This window comes from Lactobacillus sp. W8093 (assembly GCF_016100925.1).
In the GTDB taxonomy this organism is placed as follows: Bacteria; Bacillota; Bacilli; order Lactobacillales; family Lactobacillaceae; genus Lactobacillus; species Lactobacillus helsingborgensis.
Genome location: NZ_JACFRL010000005.1, coordinates 105,590 through 122,030, shown reverse-complemented (window position 1 = coordinate 122,030; position 16,441 = coordinate 105,590). Strand labels below are relative to the sequence as shown.

Annotated in this window: 23 protein-coding genes, 1 other RNA gene and 1 other annotated feature; of the genes, 1 reads left to right on the top strand and 23 read right to left on the bottom strand. The window is 36.3% G+C overall.

The features are described from left to right. The first annotated feature begins 87 nt into the window (after positions 1–87). The gene (locus H3T47_RS04920; RefSeq protein ID WP_199282725.1) at positions 88–492 is read left to right on the top strand and encodes a GNAT family N-acetyltransferase; all 405 of its coding nucleotides are present in this window, start codon (positions 88–90) and stop codon (positions 490–492) included. A 50-nt stretch (positions 493–542) separates the two neighbouring features. Here H3T47_RS04920 and tsaD read toward each other — a convergent pair whose 3' ends face one another. From tsaD to pstB, 23 genes are all read right to left on the bottom strand, one after another. Continuing rightward, entirely contained in the window at positions 543–1,592 is a 1,050-nt protein-coding gene (tsaD, locus tag H3T47_RS04915; protein WP_199282724.1) for a tRNA (adenosine(37)-N6)-threonylcarbamoyltransferase complex transferase subunit TsaD, read from the bottom strand. Positions 1,593–1,607: 15 nt separating this feature from the next. Beyond that, entirely contained in the window at positions 1,608–2,159 is a 552-nt protein-coding gene (rimI, locus tag H3T47_RS04910; RefSeq protein WP_199282723.1) for a ribosomal protein S18-alanine N-acetyltransferase, read from the bottom strand. After that, positions 2,143–2,889: a tRNA (adenosine(37)-N6)-threonylcarbamoyltransferase complex dimerization subunit type 1 TsaB gene (tsaB, locus tag H3T47_RS04905; RefSeq protein ID WP_109919017.1), complete on the bottom strand. Its 747-nt coding sequence runs from the start codon at positions 2,887–2,889 to the stop codon at positions 2,143–2,145. The genes rimI and tsaB overlap by 17 nt, the downstream gene beginning before the upstream one ends. A 25-nt stretch (positions 2,890–2,914) precedes the next feature. Further along, on the bottom strand, positions 2,915–3,433 hold the full coding sequence (locus H3T47_RS04900; RefSeq protein ID WP_046327435.1) for a folate family ECF transporter S component: 519 nt from the start codon (positions 3,431–3,433) through the stop codon (positions 2,915–2,917). A 56-nt stretch (positions 3,434–3,489) separates the two neighbouring features. After that, a complete protein-coding gene (locus tag H3T47_RS04895) occupies positions 3,490–4,227 on the bottom strand; it encodes an acyl-[acyl-carrier-protein] thioesterase (protein WP_109918630.1) in 738 nt (245 codons plus the stop codon). 9 nt (positions 4,228–4,236) lie between these two features. Further along, positions 4,237–5,091, bottom strand: coding sequence for a 16S rRNA (cytidine(1402)-2'-O)-methyltransferase (gene rsmI / locus H3T47_RS04890; RefSeq protein WP_199282722.1), 855 nt, complete (start codon positions 5,089–5,091; stop codon positions 4,237–4,239). A gap of 12 nt (positions 5,092–5,103) precedes the next feature. Then, a complete protein-coding gene (yabA, locus tag H3T47_RS04885) occupies positions 5,104–5,439 on the bottom strand; it encodes a DNA replication initiation control protein YabA (RefSeq protein ID WP_038523524.1) in 336 nt (111 codons plus the stop codon). A 9-nt stretch (positions 5,440–5,448) separates the two neighbouring features. Then, on the bottom strand, positions 5,449–6,306 hold the full coding sequence (locus H3T47_RS04880; protein ID WP_199282738.1) for a DNA polymerase III subunit: 858 nt from the start codon (positions 6,304–6,306) through the stop codon (positions 5,449–5,451). A gap of 2 nt (positions 6,307–6,308) precedes the next feature. Then, complete coding sequence (locus tag H3T47_RS04875) at positions 6,309–6,632, bottom strand: cyclic-di-AMP receptor (protein WP_038523527.1); 324 nt, start codon at positions 6,630–6,632, stop codon at positions 6,309–6,311. A gap of 5 nt (positions 6,633–6,637) precedes the next feature. Next, positions 6,638–7,285, bottom strand: a complete 648-nt coding sequence (gene tmk / locus H3T47_RS04870; protein ID WP_199282721.1) for a dTMP kinase — start codon at positions 7,283–7,285, stop codon at positions 6,638–6,640. Between the two features lie 102 nt (positions 7,286–7,387). Then, the gene (locus tag H3T47_RS04865; RefSeq protein WP_038523532.1) at positions 7,388–7,618 is read right to left on the bottom strand and encodes a YaaL family protein; all 231 of its coding nucleotides are present in this window, start codon (positions 7,616–7,618) and stop codon (positions 7,388–7,390) included. Then, positions 7,618–8,217 carry a recombination mediator RecR gene (recR, locus tag H3T47_RS04860; RefSeq protein WP_038523535.1) on the bottom strand — a complete coding sequence of 200 codons (600 nt, stop codon included), beginning with the start codon at positions 8,215–8,217 and terminating at the stop codon, positions 7,618–7,620. Before recR ends, H3T47_RS04865 begins: the two co-directional genes overlap by 1 nt. Then, positions 8,218–8,547, bottom strand: coding sequence for a YbaB/EbfC family nucleoid-associated protein (locus tag H3T47_RS04855; RefSeq protein ID WP_038523538.1), 330 nt, complete (start codon positions 8,545–8,547; stop codon positions 8,218–8,220). Between the two features lie 20 nt (positions 8,548–8,567). Next, positions 8,568–10,373, bottom strand: a complete 1,806-nt coding sequence (gene dnaX / locus H3T47_RS04850; RefSeq protein ID WP_199282720.1) for a DNA polymerase III subunit gamma/tau — start codon at positions 10,371–10,373, stop codon at positions 8,568–8,570. 57 nt (positions 10,374–10,430) lie between these two features. Then, positions 10,431–10,524: signal recognition particle sRNA small type (gene ffs, locus H3T47_RS04845), an RNA gene on the bottom strand. 28 nt (positions 10,525–10,552) lie between these two features. Then, positions 10,553–11,062, bottom strand: a complete 510-nt coding sequence (gene tadA / locus H3T47_RS04840; RefSeq protein ID WP_046327440.1) for a tRNA adenosine(34) deaminase TadA — start codon at positions 11,060–11,062, stop codon at positions 10,553–10,555. Beyond that, positions 11,062–11,682 (bottom strand): class I SAM-dependent methyltransferase, encoded by a 621-nt coding sequence (locus tag H3T47_RS04835; RefSeq protein ID WP_199282719.1) that lies wholly within the window; start codon positions 11,680–11,682, stop codon positions 11,062–11,064. Before H3T47_RS04835 ends, tadA begins: the two co-directional genes overlap by 1 nt. A gap of 121 nt (positions 11,683–11,803) precedes the next feature. Then, positions 11,804–12,574: a hypothetical protein gene (locus H3T47_RS04830; RefSeq protein ID WP_199282718.1), complete on the bottom strand. Its 771-nt coding sequence runs from the start codon at positions 12,572–12,574 to the stop codon at positions 11,804–11,806. Between the two features lie 103 nt (positions 12,575–12,677). Beyond that, complete coding sequence (locus tag H3T47_RS04825; protein ID WP_199282717.1) at positions 12,678–13,586, bottom strand: CAP domain-containing protein; 909 nt, start codon at positions 13,584–13,586, stop codon at positions 12,678–12,680. 291 nt (positions 13,587–13,877) lie between these two features. Next, positions 13,878–14,243, bottom strand: coding sequence for a 50S ribosomal protein L7/L12 (gene rplL, locus H3T47_RS04820; protein WP_038523551.1), 366 nt, complete (start codon positions 14,241–14,243; stop codon positions 13,878–13,880). A gap of 51 nt (positions 14,244–14,294) precedes the next feature. Then, complete coding sequence (gene rplJ, locus H3T47_RS04815) at positions 14,295–14,804, bottom strand: 50S ribosomal protein L10 (RefSeq protein WP_199282716.1); 510 nt, start codon at positions 14,802–14,804, stop codon at positions 14,295–14,297. Positions 14,805–14,843: 39 nt separating this feature from the next. Beyond that, positions 14,844–14,967 (bottom strand) — a sequence feature (ribosomal protein L10 leader region). A gap of 33 nt (positions 14,968–15,000) precedes the next feature. Next, positions 15,001–15,669, bottom strand: a complete 669-nt coding sequence (gene phoU / locus H3T47_RS04810) for a phosphate signaling complex protein PhoU (RefSeq protein ID WP_199282715.1) — start codon at positions 15,667–15,669, stop codon at positions 15,001–15,003. A gap of 15 nt (positions 15,670–15,684) precedes the next feature. Next, positions 15,685–16,440: a phosphate ABC transporter ATP-binding protein PstB gene (gene pstB, locus H3T47_RS04805; RefSeq protein WP_109918639.1), complete on the bottom strand. Its 756-nt coding sequence runs from the start codon at positions 16,438–16,440 to the stop codon at positions 15,685–15,687. Position 16,441 lies beyond the last annotated feature (1 nt).

Genomic DNA, 16,441 nt, shown 5'->3' with positions numbered 1-16,441 from the left:
ACTGGCTTTATAAAAATAAATTGGGAGGTGCATATGGAAAAATTACGTTTCGCTCTTTAATTATTAATTAATTAAGGAGGAATAAAAATGAAATATATAGCTGACAAAAATATCGCTATGGAACAACTTATAAATTTATACACAAGCGTTGGTTGGAGTTCCTATACACAAAATCCTCGGCAACTGCAAAAGGCAGTTGCAAATTCGCTTTTTGCTATTGGCGCTTATGATCAAAACCAGTTAGTTGGATTAATCAGAGTAGTTGGTGATGGTTTGACCATCATTTATATCCAAGATTTACTGGTTAATCCTGCTTATCAAAGACGAGGAATTGGTACGAAATTAATAAACAGAGTGCTAAAGAAATATAATTCTGTCAGACAGAAAGTTTTGTTAACAGAAAATACCGTTAAAACGCGCAAGTTTTATGAGAGTTGTAATTTTAATCCGTGTGACAAATACAACTTGATCGCTTTCTACAAAGATTTTTAAGAGATAGTAAAAAAGGCACATCCAAAAGATGTGTCTTTTTATTATTTACTTTATTGCAGCATTTCGGATGCGTAAGGTAATTCTAAAGATGGATCAGCATCCAAAGTAAGATCAGCAAATTTTCCTTCCTGATACAAATTGTATGCCGCTGCACCAATCATTGCGGCATTATCACCACAAAGCTTTAAATCAGGCAAAATGACTTTAGGTTGCAGATTTTGCGGTAAACTTGCTATTTCACTGTTCATTCTGTCCCGTAAACCATGATTAGCGGCTACACCACCACCCATAATAAAGGTTTGGGGCTGATACTGCTTAATAGCCCTAATCGTTTTAGTTGCTAAAACATCAATTACTGCGGCTTGAAAACTGGCCGCTAAGTCGTATTTATTTAGTTTTTGGTTAATTTGTTCAGCGTGATGACAAGTATTAATGAACGCACTCTTTAAACCAGAAAAAGAAAAATCATAATCTTCTTCTTTAATCATTGCACGAGGAAAATCAAAGGTATCCTGCCCTTGATGAGCCCATTCATCTATTGTTTTACCAGCTGGATAATTAACCCCTAAAACTCGACCGATTTTATCATAAGCTTCTCCTGCCGCATCATCTCTAGTATCACCAACGATTTCAAAATGTGTCTGATCTTTAAGCAAAACGATCTCAGTATGACCACCAGAAACTTGCAGTGCAAGTGCCGGATAAACTATTTCTTCTTTTAACTGCGCCGCCATAATATGACCCATAATATGATCAACGCCAATTAAAGGAATGCCTGTAGCCATTGAAGCGGCTTTTGCGGCACTGACACCGATTAAAAGTGCCCCAACTAAACCCGGACCATAGGTGACAGCAATTGCATCTATATCTTGCCATGTGGCGTTTGCCTTGCTTAAAGCCTCATTGGTAATTTGAGTAATAACTTCAATGTGATGACGACTAGCAACTTCAGGAACAACACCGCCAAAACGTTGATGACTTTTAATTTGTGTTGCAACAATCATACTCTCTACTACTCTGCCGTTTTTTACAACAGACGTTGAAGTTTCATCACATGAACTCTCAAAAGCTAAAATACGGATGTCTTTTTTATTTGTCACTTTTATTTCCTTTCTCTAATCGTCCGTCAATTTAAGCACCATATTCAGCCCATTTTGATGGGAATCTTGATAGTAATTAGGCCAAATGAAAGTTACTACAAAGCCCAGTTTTCGGTATAAATTTTGAGCAGCCAAATTATCCGCTCTTACCTCTAAACTAAGCTCCTTACATTTTTTATTTTTAGCAATATCAATTGCCAAATTCATTAAATACGTCCCCAACCCAAGTTTCTGCCAAGCTGAATCCACCATCAAGATAGTAATATGAGCTTCACTTCTGTTAAATCTGATCCCAATCACTGCTAGCAAAATGTTTGAGTGTGCTACTACTATATAAAGTGCATTAACCTTAGTTAATTCTGTTTGAAAAACGGACATTGTCCAAGGCGTTTGACCTTGATAAAGGCTTTTTTCTAAAACCACTAATGCAGCAATATCTTTCGGTTCAGCTTTTCTAATGTCCAAAACGGAATCATTGATGGTAATTTTAGTTGGTGCAAATCTTATTTTTCTTTCTTGTTCTCTTGAAAGTAAAAAAGACCTGAAAAAGTTAAACTTCTTCCACATAATTGTTATCAGGCTCGTAAGCTTTCCCGGTCTTTTTGTGCCAATCAATTTCTGCTTGTGTACGCCGCAAATAGTTTGGCAAAAGTTTATCAGGATCGTCAGCCTCAGCTTTGCAAGCAAGTCGACCGATCAGGCCAGCATGAACGGCATTTTGCTTTTCTTCCGCAAAACTAAATTCTACATTCAGCTTTTTTATATTTTCTTTTTGCTTTTCAAAACCTGAACCTACAAAAACAATTTTGGGGCAATTATTTTTTGCATAGTATTCTTTGATCGCACTCAGCAAAGTATCAATGTGATAGTGACCATCAGGAATTACACAAAGTGGTGAACTACCTGTCATACTATTGACATAAGCACCGGCAAAATAGTTATCATTGCGGGCGTCAATGCCAGCGACAATTAAAGCCCCGCTCTCCTCACAACTTGCTGCCAAAGCTTGTAATGTAGAAACTCCAACCACATCTTTATGAAGTATACTGGCAAACATTTTAGCAGTGGTAACCCCAATACGTAAACCGGTGTATGAACCCGGGCCAATAGCCACAGCAAATCGATCAACTTCGGACAAAGTTAATTTATTTTCTTTTAGAATTTCAGCAATTAACGGGTCTAAGTGCGCACTGTGATTACGGGCATCGTACTCATTTTTTTCCGCAACAATTTTATTGTTGTCATTCAAAGCCACACTAAGATTGTTTGTCGCAGTCGACATACTTAAAATTTTCATTCTAAAATTTTTACTCTTTTCAAAATTACCTTTTGATTTTAACACGCGAAATAGCGTTCAAAACAAAGTAACTAATAATCATCTCTAACCACGGAGTAATTGCCTCTTTTGGTATCCGTTGAATAAGGGCAACGCGAAAGTCCATCCCATATAAAAGGTGAACCCATAAAGTATTTAACCCAATATTAACAACAACAGTTACTAACAGAGTTGCAAGAATTATCCGCCAAATTTTGACTGGTTTTTGATAAAACACCAAGCCGTAGATAAATGGTCCGACCATTGCACTTAACGTAAAGCCGAGAAAGAACCCACCCTGGTTGCCAAATAGAGCTGATGAAACTAAATCACCTATTCCACCGCCTACACTACCCCAGACTGGACCAAAAAGGTAACCCAGCATCGCACTGCCTATAAAGCCCAGACTAACGTGCACAATATTCGTACCAACTGTAAAACGACTAAGAATAATTTTCATTGCGACAATAATACCCAAAAGTACTAGATCGCGCAATTCAACCTTAAGCATTTCTTTAATAGTCATTTGCAGCACTTTCTTTCTTTAATTAAAATTGTGTATCAACACAAAAATTAATTATATTATAACTTGCGCCAGATTAGTTCACAAACAGCTTTATCTTTTTTATCGTCATCAGCAATTGTATGAAATGTTTTGACACTGTCTCCGTCATCAACTATGCTCACACAAGCATACGGAGTTTGAGCATAACGCACTTCTAAATTAAACTTGACATCAATAGTTTGGATAATATGCTCTTTTAAAAAGTCCCGATCAAGTGTGTCAAGAAACCAATTAAAATAATGGCCGTTAGTCATATGATGATTAGTGTCCAAGTCATCATATCTTACCCGATACTGCCGCTTTTTCTCGTAATTTTCCTGAACTCGCAGTCTTGGAAAACGAGGCAGCTTTTTTAATAGCGGAATACCAAGCTCAACCATCATTTCTTTGTCAGTTGAAACAAGCTTACGCGTTTTTAAGTCAAATAAAACCCACTCACTTTTGACACTAATCAATTCATTCCCGTTCTGATCCGTAAAAACATAATTACGGTATTCTAAGAAACGGTTATAGCCAACCGGTTCAGTGGTCAATTCAATCATTTCATTCGGCTTGGGCATACGTGTTATATCAACATGATATTGGGTTACTACCCAACCTAAACCCCTTTTGGTCAGAGCGTTAGTACTTCCATTACCTGAGTCCAACTGGTGTTCCGAAACACTCATCATAAGATCAATCATTGCCGGCAACTTTAAATTTTTGTTTTCATCACATTCATAAAAGTTAACCAAATGTTTTTCACTATATTTCATAATATGCACCTACTTTTGATGATAACGATCATATAATTCATTCTTAGATATATGATTATTTTGTGCAACCTCTTTAATGGCTGTCTTCTTGCTTTCACCGTTTGCTACTAATTCATTTACCAAATCTATCAATTCAGCCCAAGATAATTGTTCCGATTGCTGGGTGTTAGGCGAAACCAAAATTACAAATTCGCCCCGTGGTGCTTGCTCTTTAAAGTAAGCAGTAACTTCACTAATTGTGCCCCTGATAAATTCTTCGTGAATTTTAGTTAATTCTCGTGCTGCTACTATTTTACGCTCCGAGTCAAAGATAGTAGCCATATTAGTCAAAGTTTTAACTAACCTGTGGGGAGCTTCATAAAAAATTGAAGTAGCTTGTGCTTTATTCATTTGCTCAAAAAAAGGCTGTTGCTCACCTTTTTTACGAGGTAAAAAACCATAATAAGTAAATGGCTGGGCGTCAAAACCAGAAGCAATTAAAGCCGTAGTAAATGCAGAAGGACCTGGAAGTGGAACCACCGGAATATTATTTTTAATACATTCCTGCACCAGGATATATCCCGGATCAGAAATAACCGGCATCCCAGCATCACTAATTTCAGCAATTACCGCACCCTTTTGCATCAAAGAGACTAGTTCTGGAGCCCGTTCTTTTGAATTATACTTATGAAAAGACAGCATCCGATTGTGTACGCCAATCTTTTCAAGGAGTATTCCGCTAGTTCTGGTGTCTTCGGCTGCAATATAGTCGGCTTCTTGTAAAATTCTTTTTGCTCTAATTGTAATATCATCAAGATTGCCTATTGGTGTTGGCACCAAATAAAGCTTACCAGCTTCTTGAGCATAACTGCTTTGCCTCTGCATTCAATCAATCCTTTAATGTTTTTTCTTTTTTTCGCCAAAGTTATCCAAGATATCAAGGCAAAACATGCAATCAGTATTCGGATCCCTGTGAGAGCCGTAATACATGTTACAAATATGGTAACCTGAACTATAAATTTGGCGTAGAGATTCAAGACCACTTTGAGTTTTAACGGTATTATTGTGGGCATTATTCATTTTGTCCATTTTTTCGCGCAGCAACTGATTCTCTACTTTTAATTCTGTATTTTCTTTTAAAGTTTCTAAAAAACTATTCTCTAAACTTTCGATTGTTTTGGTCATATTGACCATTGAATCGTGAAGCTGCTCCAATTTTGAATAAGAATCCACTATTTACACCTACCGTTTCCATTGCAAGGCAAGATAATCAAGTAAATTGCGCAAGCTAACATTACTATATTGCATCTTATCAAGCTCAAGTAAATTTCTTAGCATTCTTGCTCCATCTTGTTGTTTGCCATTCATTAATTCTGTTTGCGCCCATTTTTTCAGTAAGAAAAAAATATATTTTTGTTCATTTTTACTTTTAGCCATTTCTGCCAATTGATGCGCGCTTACTAGTGCTAAAGAGCTACTTTCAAGCATTTCCTGATAAAAATACTTGGTTTTCTGTTCTAACTTGCTAGTATCTCCTAAATCATTAACATCGTTGGGACTAAAACCATTTGCTAAAAGTTCTTCAGTTTTACTATTTATTGCTTCATTAGTCGTGAAATTTATGATTTGAGTACGTGAACGAATTGTGGGTAAAATTTGATCAGTATTATTTGTAATTAAAATTGTAACCACAGGCGCAACTGGTTCTTCTAATAAATTAAGCAAAGCATTAGCCGCAGACAAAGTTAATTTTTGTGCTTCATTTATGAAAAAGAACCGCACATTACTTTGCACAGGACTCTTAGCCAGTTCTTCTTTTAATAGACGAACTTGATCAATCCCCAAGCTTTGTTTGCCTTCCGGCTCAACCAGTAAAACATCAGGATGGTTACCCGAAATAATCTGCCGGCAATTTTGACATGATCCATCCGGTTTATTTTTACCAGTACAATTAAAAAGGCAAGCCAGCCAGTATGCTGTGTTTAAAGCTTGAACTTCATTTGCATCAACAAATAAATAACTATGCGCCAATTTGTTTTGTTCAAACGCTTGACGCAAAAATTCAGCCTGCTTCGCACCCTTTTCAGCAATGTTAACAATCATTAGAATTGTTTAAACTCTTCTACTGGCAAAACAAAACAAGTGGCTCCGCCAACAGTAATTTTGATTGGTTGACTGTTCATTTCAAAACCCGTCATTGTCATATTAGGATTCATATATTCTTCACGGGCTTTAGATTCTTCCTTGATAATGCGCAAAACCTGCTTAACATGCTTATCGTCTATACCGATTAGAAAAGTGGTATTACCTTCACTGAGAAAGCCGCCTGTTGTAGCAAGCTTGGTCGCACGAATGCTTTCTTTAACAAATGTATGTTGTAACCTGTTAGCGTCTTCTTTTTGCACAATTGCTACTATTAACTTCATTTTAATCAGTCCTTTAACAAATCTGCTGGTAAATGGTTTGCAATAATTTTAACACAATCTGCTACAACTAAATTTAGGGCTTTATTTGCATCAACTATTTTGATCCTATCAGGATAAGCAGCATTTACTTCGTGATAGCCTTCATAAACCTTTTGGTGAAAGAGTAATTGTTCTTGCTCTAACCGATCTTCCTGACCTGCCCGCTCCTGAGCAATTCTGGCTAGCCCAATTTGGGGCTTAATGTCTAAAAAAATAGTTAAATCTGGTTCGATTTTACTGGTAGCAAAATCGTTAATTTGTTTGACAGCTGCAATACCCAAATTTCTACCTGCGCCTTGATAAGCTAAAGAGCTGTCAACAAAGCGGTCAGAGAAAACCACTTTTCCTGCTTTAAGCGCCGGAATTACTGTTTCAAACATATGTTGACTGCGCGCAGCTGCATACAACAAGGCTTCAGTTTTGGCAGACATTTCTTCATTAACTGGATCTAAAATCACTTGGCGAATTTTTTCGGCAATTTTTGAACCTCCAGGTTCACGAGTCACTAGATATTGTGTTTTAAGTCTAGGACTTATTTGCTCTACCACTTGCTTTAAAACTGTACTTTTTCCTGAACCATCCGGCCCTTCAAAACTAATAAAATAACTTTTCATAAATCTCTCCATGTCTCTATTTTACAAGAGTTCTTTTTATATGAACACCCCAACGTACTTTTAATTTTTTAGTAAAATAAAAAGCCCTCAAGATAAGGACTTTTATTCAGAAATTGCATTGGTGAAACCACTAAATCTTGTATGCCGCAAACGTGCTTCATCATATAAAAAAGAATATTTTGCACGTAAAATTTTGCCTGAAATTACATTATCTTCTGACATATCTAGTGTTGTTGGATCGAGATTTTTTTGTACAGCGATTTGTTCTTGTAAATTTTCGATGATAGTCATTAACCACTCATCGCCCATATTTTTAACTTTATTTTTTGCCATTAGATTGATGTTCTCCCCTGTACTGCGCGTTTCAAAGTAATTGAGTTAGCATATTCAATGTCGCTGCCAACAGCTAACCCAGCAGCCAACCTAGTTACTTTAATGCCAGCGGGTTTAATTAATTTACTAATATACATTGCAGTTGATTCACCTTCTGGAGTTGAATTTAAGGCTAGAATCACTTCTTTAACATCATCATGCTTTTGCAAACGGACTATTAATGACTTAATGTTTATTTCTTCTGGTCCAATACCATCCATTGGTGACAAAACACCATGTAAAACATGGTACAAGCCGCTATATTCACCCATATCCTCAAAAGCCATGACATCCTTAGGTTGTTCAACCACCATAATAGTCGATTGGTCGCGAGCAGGATTGCTGCAAATGGAGCAAGGATCTTTTTCAGTAATATTGCCACAAATAGAGCAACGATGGAGTTTTTCCTTTACTTCGGATAAGGCGGTACTAAAATCTCGAACATCATTATCTGGCATGTCTAAAGTATAAAATGCAAGCCGAGTTGCTGTTTTTTCACCAATACCAGGTAATTTCATATATGAATCAATTAAATGCGCAATTGGTGCTGGATATTGCAATTAAATCATACCCTTCGTGTATTTGCCTAAACTTTTTTGTGTAGCCTGATCAATTTCTTCTAAACCTTTGTTGACTGCATCAATAACTAAATCTTGCAACATGTCAGGATCATCTGGGTCTATTGCATCTTTATTGATAGCGATATTTTTCAATTTTCGATCTCCGCTAAAAGTGGCTACAACTAAATCATCAGCAGACTTGCCCACAAATTCCTGAGCAGTAATATTTTGTTGTTCTTGAGCCATTTGTTCTTGCAACTTTTTAGCCTGTTTCATCATTTGTTGCATGTTCATGCCACCCATAGCGCCAAAATTAGGTCTTTTACTCATATTATTTTCTCCTTTTAATTCTAATCTTTAATATTTACGGTGTCACCGAATAACTCTTTAGCTTTTTTTACTACTTCGTCATTCGCTTCATCATGTTCCTGGTCAGCATCCTTATGCTTTTGTTTATTTAAAAGCTCTTGACCATGTTTTTGCAAAAATTCCTTACGTACGGTAGACCAATCTTCATCGGGTACCAACACTATCTCATAATTGTGCTTAGTAAATTTGGCAATTTCAGCTGTCAACACATCTATTAAATTATCATCTTCACTTGCCTTTTCAAACCAAAGAGCATATTTACATTTCATCACTACTTGATCCGAACTAGCTGCAACAGGCTTAAGAACATCTAATAAAGCACGCTGCGACACACCTAAAACTGATTGCAAATCAGGCCAAACATTTCTAATAGCAAGCAGATTTTCCTTCGTAGCATTTTCCAGAACATGATAAACCTGCTTGCGATTGAGTTCGTTAGCTCTTTTCTTATTACTAGCAGTTTTTCTCACCTTTTTCGGCGACTTGGCATTAGTTTTCTTATTCTTGTCAGCATTTGACTGATCAGCAGCAACGTTATCCAAATGAAAAATTTGGTCGCTGTTCTTAGTTTGATTTTTAGTTAAAATATTAACTTTCTTGACCAAACTAGCAACTTGTTTCTTTAATGCCGCTATTTCTTCTCTTAGCTCCGGTTTTTGAGCACTGCTTTTTTCTTGTTCAGCCGTAATAATGGCAGAGGCAGATTCTTGCTCTTTTGCACTAGTACTTTCAACTAAAAATACTTCTAAGGGAATTTGTTGTTGATTAGTATAGCGCAGATCGTTCAGAGCGGTATTAGCAGCAGCTATTAACTGAAAATAACGTTCAGCAGGAATATCCTTAATTTTTTGAACAAAGTCTTTATTCAAAAAATTGTTTTGAGTACTATCTTTTGTTTTAACAATCATCAAAGCACTGGTAGCCATGGCTATCAGTTCATCTAAAATGTTTTTGGAACTGGCACCATTTTTGAATTCTGCTTGCGCCAGTGATATTGCCTGAGCTGCATCCCTGTTTAAAATCGCCAGCAAAATCTGCTCAATTTTTTCTTGATCAGCAAAACCGGTAATTTCCAAAGCTGCGTCATATTCAACTTTGTTTTTATCGAAACTTAAAAGCTGATCTAAAATGCTCAGAGCATCCCTCATACCACCATCGGCTACTTGTGCGATTACTCCCAGAGCTTTATCGTCATAGCCAATTTTTTCTTGATCTAAAATATATTTCATACGTTTTTCCATGTCGGCTTTAGAAATACGTTTGAAATTGTAGCGCTGTGTCCGTGAAATAATGGTTGCCGGTACTTTTTGCAGTTCAGTAGTGGCCAAGATAAAGACGACATGCTCTGGCGGTTCTTCTAAAGTTTTAAGCAAAGCATTAAACGCACCCATAGACAACATGTGAACCTCATCTATGATATAAACTTTGTATTTACCCTGAGTAGGAGCATACTTCACCTTATCCCGAATATCACGTATTTCGTCAACCCCATTATTGGAAGCCGCATCAATTTCTATGATATCCGCCATAGCGCCTTTATCTGCTGCTTTGCAATTCGCGCATTCGTTACAAGGCTCGCCATCTTTAAGATTTGTACAATTTAACGACTTGGCCAAAATTTTAGCACAGGACGTTTTACCAGTTCCACGAGGCCCAGCAAATAAAAAGGCATGTGAGATTGTCCCACGCTTAATTGCATTTTTCAAAGTTTCCGTAATATCATCTTGACCAATTACACTGTCAAAAGTGCGCGGTCTCCATTTGCGGTATAACGCTTGATAAGCCATAGATCAGTCTTCCCTAGTAAAAAACTCTTAACTCTTGCGAAAGAGTTAAGAGTTTGTAATTGTCTAATAAAAGGCACATGCCCGAGCAACCTTAGTGCTGCTACCTTCCGGTCCTGACACGCTTTGGAGGTCAAACATTGCCCATAAGATATATTAACGTATTTTAAGATATATTTCCACTAATTTGCGAAATTTTTACTGGTGTCTTTTGCTGCTTTCTGCTTTTGTCTGATCTCTTTGAAAAAGCTCTTTAACATTTGACTGGCTTCTTCTCGATAAAGTCCCCGAATCACATGGGGATGGTGGTTAAATTTGGCTATTTCAAAAAGGTTAACCACACTGCCCGCTGCACCAGCTTTAGGATCAAGTGCTCCAAAGTAAACATTTTTAATACGAGAGTTAATGATCGCACCAGCACACATAGGACAAGGTTCCAATGTAACGAATAAACTACAGTCAATTAAACGCCAAGTGCCAAGCTTTAAGCACGCTTGCCTAATTGCTATCATTTCAGCATGTTGAGTCGCGTCTTGGTCTAATTCTCGCCGATTAAAGCCTTCTCCGATAACTTGCCCATCGGGAGCCACCACAATCGCACCAATAGGAACTTCGCCTAAAGTTTGTGCTTTTTGGGCCTGTTCAAAAGCCAGCTGCATCAAATTCTTTTTCTCTGCGCTTGAAAACGACATTAATTATTCACCGCCTGCAATACGTAATAGCCCTTATCCCTTTTTAAAATTGTACAGTTCCCAAAAGTTTTTGTTAATAATTTGCGAGCGCTGGGTTCACCCTGTTTTTTCTGAATTACTACTAATAGAACTCCACCACCAACTAAATGACTTTTTGCACCAAATAAAATATTAGAAACGACTGTTTTACCAGCTCGAATTGGTGGATTAGTCACAATTAAGCCGTATTTTTTCTCTGGAGCAATGTTGCTGTATACGTCAGAAACAAAAATTGCCACATTATCTATATGGTTAAGCTCAGCATTCTTTTTTGCTAGATCTAATCCACGCTGGTTAACGTCTACCATCTCTACAGTTTGCGTCGGCCAAAATTTGGCTGCAAAAAGACCGAGAGGACCGTACCCGGTTCCTACATCCAGAATATTATTTGAGGGAAAATTGACATCAGCCATTTTTTTGATTAAAACGCCAGAGCCATAGTCCACCCGCATTTTTGAAAAAACTCCGGCATCAGTAGTAAATTTTAAATCAATATCATTAACCCGGTAATCAACAACATGCTCATCATGCTGTGAAGTCGGGTTTTCCGCATAGTACATTTGGTTATTTTGTTCAGTCATCGTTTGCTTCATTCCTTAGTACTTTATTTAGATAATTTTAGCGAATATGTCAATTTTTGCAAATATAAAAAAACTAATTATGTTTAAAAGATATTTTCCAGCATAATTAGTTTCTTGGATTTTAGTAAATACCGTAAAGCATGCGAAACTTCACATAGTTTTTATATTTTTTAAATTTATCTATTTTAAAGAATATATAATGATAGCCGTAACTGGGATCATTTATCTCAACATCACCAAAACGAACTGTATCCATAAAATCAGCTACGGTATCTTTCATAGTATCAGAGGTATCAATCTTCCAATTCCGATAAAAGTGTTTTTGCTTTTTAGATGCAAGAAAATCTGTTTCGTTACCCTTTTTTAATTTAAAACCCCCTTTTGGGTCAATAAAGTCTTTATAAAAAGCTTTAAGTAAAATATTAGGAGTTAATTTAATTCTTTTGACCTTGATATTCTGCTTTTTCTTAAAAGCTATGCCATGAATTATTGCATTATCCCTAGTTTTATAGTGCATAATGAAGTTACCTTTTGAAAAGTCGGCACTAACCGAGTGAGCCTTTAATTGTTTAAATCTCGGATAATATGAAGATTTAACTGGTTTCATATTTTTAGTGTATTTTGTGTATCCACTATGATCGGTGACAACATAACCATTCATATGAACCCAGGGATTCTTAGCATAGGCTTTTTTAGAGGCCTTTTTTTGCAGTTTATAGCAGTAATCATACTTTTTAGGATGTTTTTTTGGAATTAGATGCTTGAGGCTATAATAATTGTATTCATTATAGGATGCCTTTATTTCAGAACTTTTTGCAATAAATGGCAAGGCTAGACTGACTAACCCTATAGTTATGTAAGCTAAAATTTTGGCAGTTTTAAGATGCTTCATTTTTACCTCAAAGGACGTTTAATATTATTTAATCAAATCGCTTATTAAATCAGTCGTATTTCATTGTTATCAGGCAACCTTTGACGAGTCTACATTTTTTTACTTAATATGTAACTCCAACCGATGAATAAATTTGATTGCTGTTGTTATCTACTACTGCACCAAGACCAATTGTTTTATCGTTAGGATCAAGTAAAATATCCCGGTGTCCCCAATTAGATTGCGCATCATTATAAATATATTCATAAAGCATGTTATCAGCAACTAATGCGCTGCTGGCATTATTTTCAGCATTAATCAGCTTGTTATTTGAATGATCTACGGTTGCACCCCAAGGAAAAGCGGCTATACATTCAGCAGTAGTTTTACGCACGACACCTGCTTTATTGAAAAAATCATTCAAAATGAAATTACCGGCAGAATCATTATGCGAAAAATTGGCAGGTAATAATTTGGTTCTTTCTTGAACAATCTCATCAAGCCGGGGATCTTCCGTAACTGCACTTAGCCCCCGCTGTGCTCTCTCCTTATTCAATTCTTTTAGAAACTCCTGTCTAAATTCTGTGATTGAGAAATTAGTAATTGTAGGAAATTCATGTTTACTTTGTGTTTGGTTGTCAGAATTAGTCAGTTTATTTGAATTTGGCAGTTTTGTCTGTTTCTTGAGCTTTTTAGCTTTAGATTTTACTTTTGTTTTAGTAACCAATTTTGCCAAGACAAACTTATCTTTAGTCACAAAATAATATTTTTGACCCTTAATCTTTTTAGTTTTAAAAGATACTACTATTTTTTGACCCTTTTTCAATACCTTCTTTTTTAGTTTGCGTCCCCTTTTATCGTATAAATACGTTTTCTTTTTAACTATAACTGTTTTTTTAGTAGGAGAATTTAAAGCAGCGGTACCAGAAGTACTTTTGGCATTTATTGGTGTTGCTAATGTAGATAAACCTATTGTTAAGCATGATACAGCCGAAAAAATGGTAATAATTTTGCGTATATTAACTTTTTTCATTGTAATTCTCCTTTTGCTTTTTATTAGACAGAAATCCGAAGTATTTAAAACTATTGCAGTAAAAAATATTTTACTCATAGTTATTATGGTAAAAACTCATTAAATTTAATGCAATACAAGTTTAATTATATTATAAAATAATAGTCTGGGTTAAAATTTTTTATAAATAGGTTAATGTCTTTATTACTTAATTGTCCTTTTTGCTACTTTTACTTTCTAAAACAAAAAAAGAACGTATTTGCAACTCGCAAATACGTTCTCTGTTTATTAACTTGTCCACTGGGACTACAATTATTTCAATGTAATTGTAGCGCCAACTTCTTCAAGTTTAGATTTAATGTCATTAGCTTCGTCTTCAGAAACGCCTTCCTTAACGTTCTTAGGAGCGCCATCAACAAGATCTTTTGAGTCCTTAAGGCCAAGACCAGTAATGTCACGAACAGCCTTAATAACCTTAACCTTTTCTTGGCCAGCTTCTGTCAATTCAACATCATATGTTGATTTAGCAGCAGCTTCGCCGCCAGCAGCACCTGCAGCAGCAACTGGAGCAGCAGCAGAAACGCCAAATTCATCTTCAATAGCCTTTACCAGGTCATTTAATTCAAGAATTGAAGCACCTTTTAAGTCTTCAATAATCTTTTCAGTATCTAAAGCCATACTTATGTATCCTCCGAAAATTTTAGATATAAATTATATTAATATTCAGCTTTATTCAGCAGATTCATCTTTTGAATCAGCAACAGCTTTAACAGCATATGCGAAATTGCGTACTGGAGCTTGTAAAACAGAAACAAGCATTGACAATAAGCCTTCGCGACCAGGAATGGCAGCAAGTTCCTTGATTTCTTCTTTAGAAGTCAATTTACCTTCCAGCACACCACCCTTAATGTCGATAACGTCATAATCATCTTCGTATTTTGAAACAATACGAGCTGGTTCGGTAATGTCATCAGCATTATCAGTATAAATTACAGCTGTAGGACCAACAAAAGTCTCACTAAGACCTTCAATACCAGCCTTAGTAGCAGCACGTCTTAAGTAAGTGTTCTTAACAACCTTCATCTTAACATCGTTTTCACGAAGTTCCTTACGCATGTTAGTAACTTCTTCAACAGTTAAACCAAGGTAATTAATTACTAAAATTGCTTTAGCAGCCTTAAGTTCATCAGCAAAAGCGTCAACGAACTTTTCCTTTTCAGCAATAGCAGCTTTACTCACACGAATTCACCTCCATCAAATTTATTAATAAATTCCATAAGGCCTAAATAAAAACTCCATGCCAAGAAAGACATGGAGCATAAACTTCTTCATTATCTTCTGGCCTCGGCGGGAAATTAAGGCGTCATGCCACCCGAGTCTTAGGTAGAATTTACTTTAATAATTATATTAGTATTATATCCTAAATGCAAGTTAATTATTTCTTTTTGGGTTTAATTAATTCGAATAATTCACCCGAACTCTTGTAGATAACCCAACTTGCTATGTTAACAATATGATCGCTGATTCTTTCAAGAAGTCTGATAATGACAAAATAACTAGCAGAGGCTACAGCAGCATCTGGCTCTTTTTCAACCCCATCTATGATCATTTGTCTGGCATTCTTATAATCCTTAAAGACTTTGGCGTGCCCAAGTACCGTCAATCTGGCATTTTTTTCATCCTCTTGCACATAGGCAGTCAGAACTTGTACCAGCATCTCACGGACTTGATGCGTCATGTTAGAAATAACCTTTTCAACTTCTGGCAGACGTGGATTGCCCTTAACTCTAACAGTTTCAACGGCAATACTATTCGCGTTTTCGCCAATTCTTTCTAAATCAGTTGTAGCTTTTAAGATACTAATAACTACGCGGAAATCAGTTGCCACGGGTTGCTGAAGTGCCATTAATTCCAAAGCCTTCTTCTCAATTCTAACGGCTTCTTTTGCTACTTCCTTATCTTCCGCAATCATTTCCTGTGCTGTTTTTTTATCATGTTCGACGAACGAGCGTGTCCCTTTATCAATCAAATCATTGACCAGAACTCCCATTTCCATAAACTGGGCATTCAACTTTTTCAATTCGTCTAAAAATATTTCGTGCATAATCCACCTCCAAATTTAGCCAAAACGGCCATTAAGATAATTGTTAGTCATTTCCTTTTTAGGTGATAAAAACATCTCTTGTGTTGAGCCTGATTCAATTAGTTCGCCATTCATTAAAAAGGCAACTTGATCAGAAATCCGACTTGCTTGTTGCAAGTTATGTGTCACCATAATAAAAGTATACTTTTGCTTTAATGCCATCAGTGTTTCTTCAATTTCGGCACTTGATATTGGGTCCAAAGCCGAAGTTGGCTCATCAAGCAAAACAACTTCTGGTCTGATCGCCAACGCCCGCGCTATACAAATACGTTGCTGTTGACCACCAGAAAAAGCCAGTGCGTTTCGCTCTAAACTGTCTTTAGTTTCATTCCAAATAGCGGCTTGTTTTAAACTTTCTTCAACTCTCTGCTTAATCAGCTCCTTATCTTTAACACCAGCTATGCGCAAGCCATAAGCGACATTATCAAAAACAGAAAAGGGAAATGGCGTAGGTTGTTGAAACACCATTCCTACTTTCTTACGCAAGGCAACTAAATCAATATGAGAATGATAGATATCTTTACCTTCCAGAAGAATTTCGCCAGTAATATTAATATCATCAATATCATCATTCATGCGATTTAAACAGCGTAAGAACGTTGATTTGCCACAACCAGAAGGTCCAATTAAGGCAGTCAATTTTTGAGCAGGAAATACCAAACTAATTCCGTGTAAAGCTTCAAAGTTGCCATACTTAAGTTTGACATTTTTTGCCTCCATTACATTTGTCATT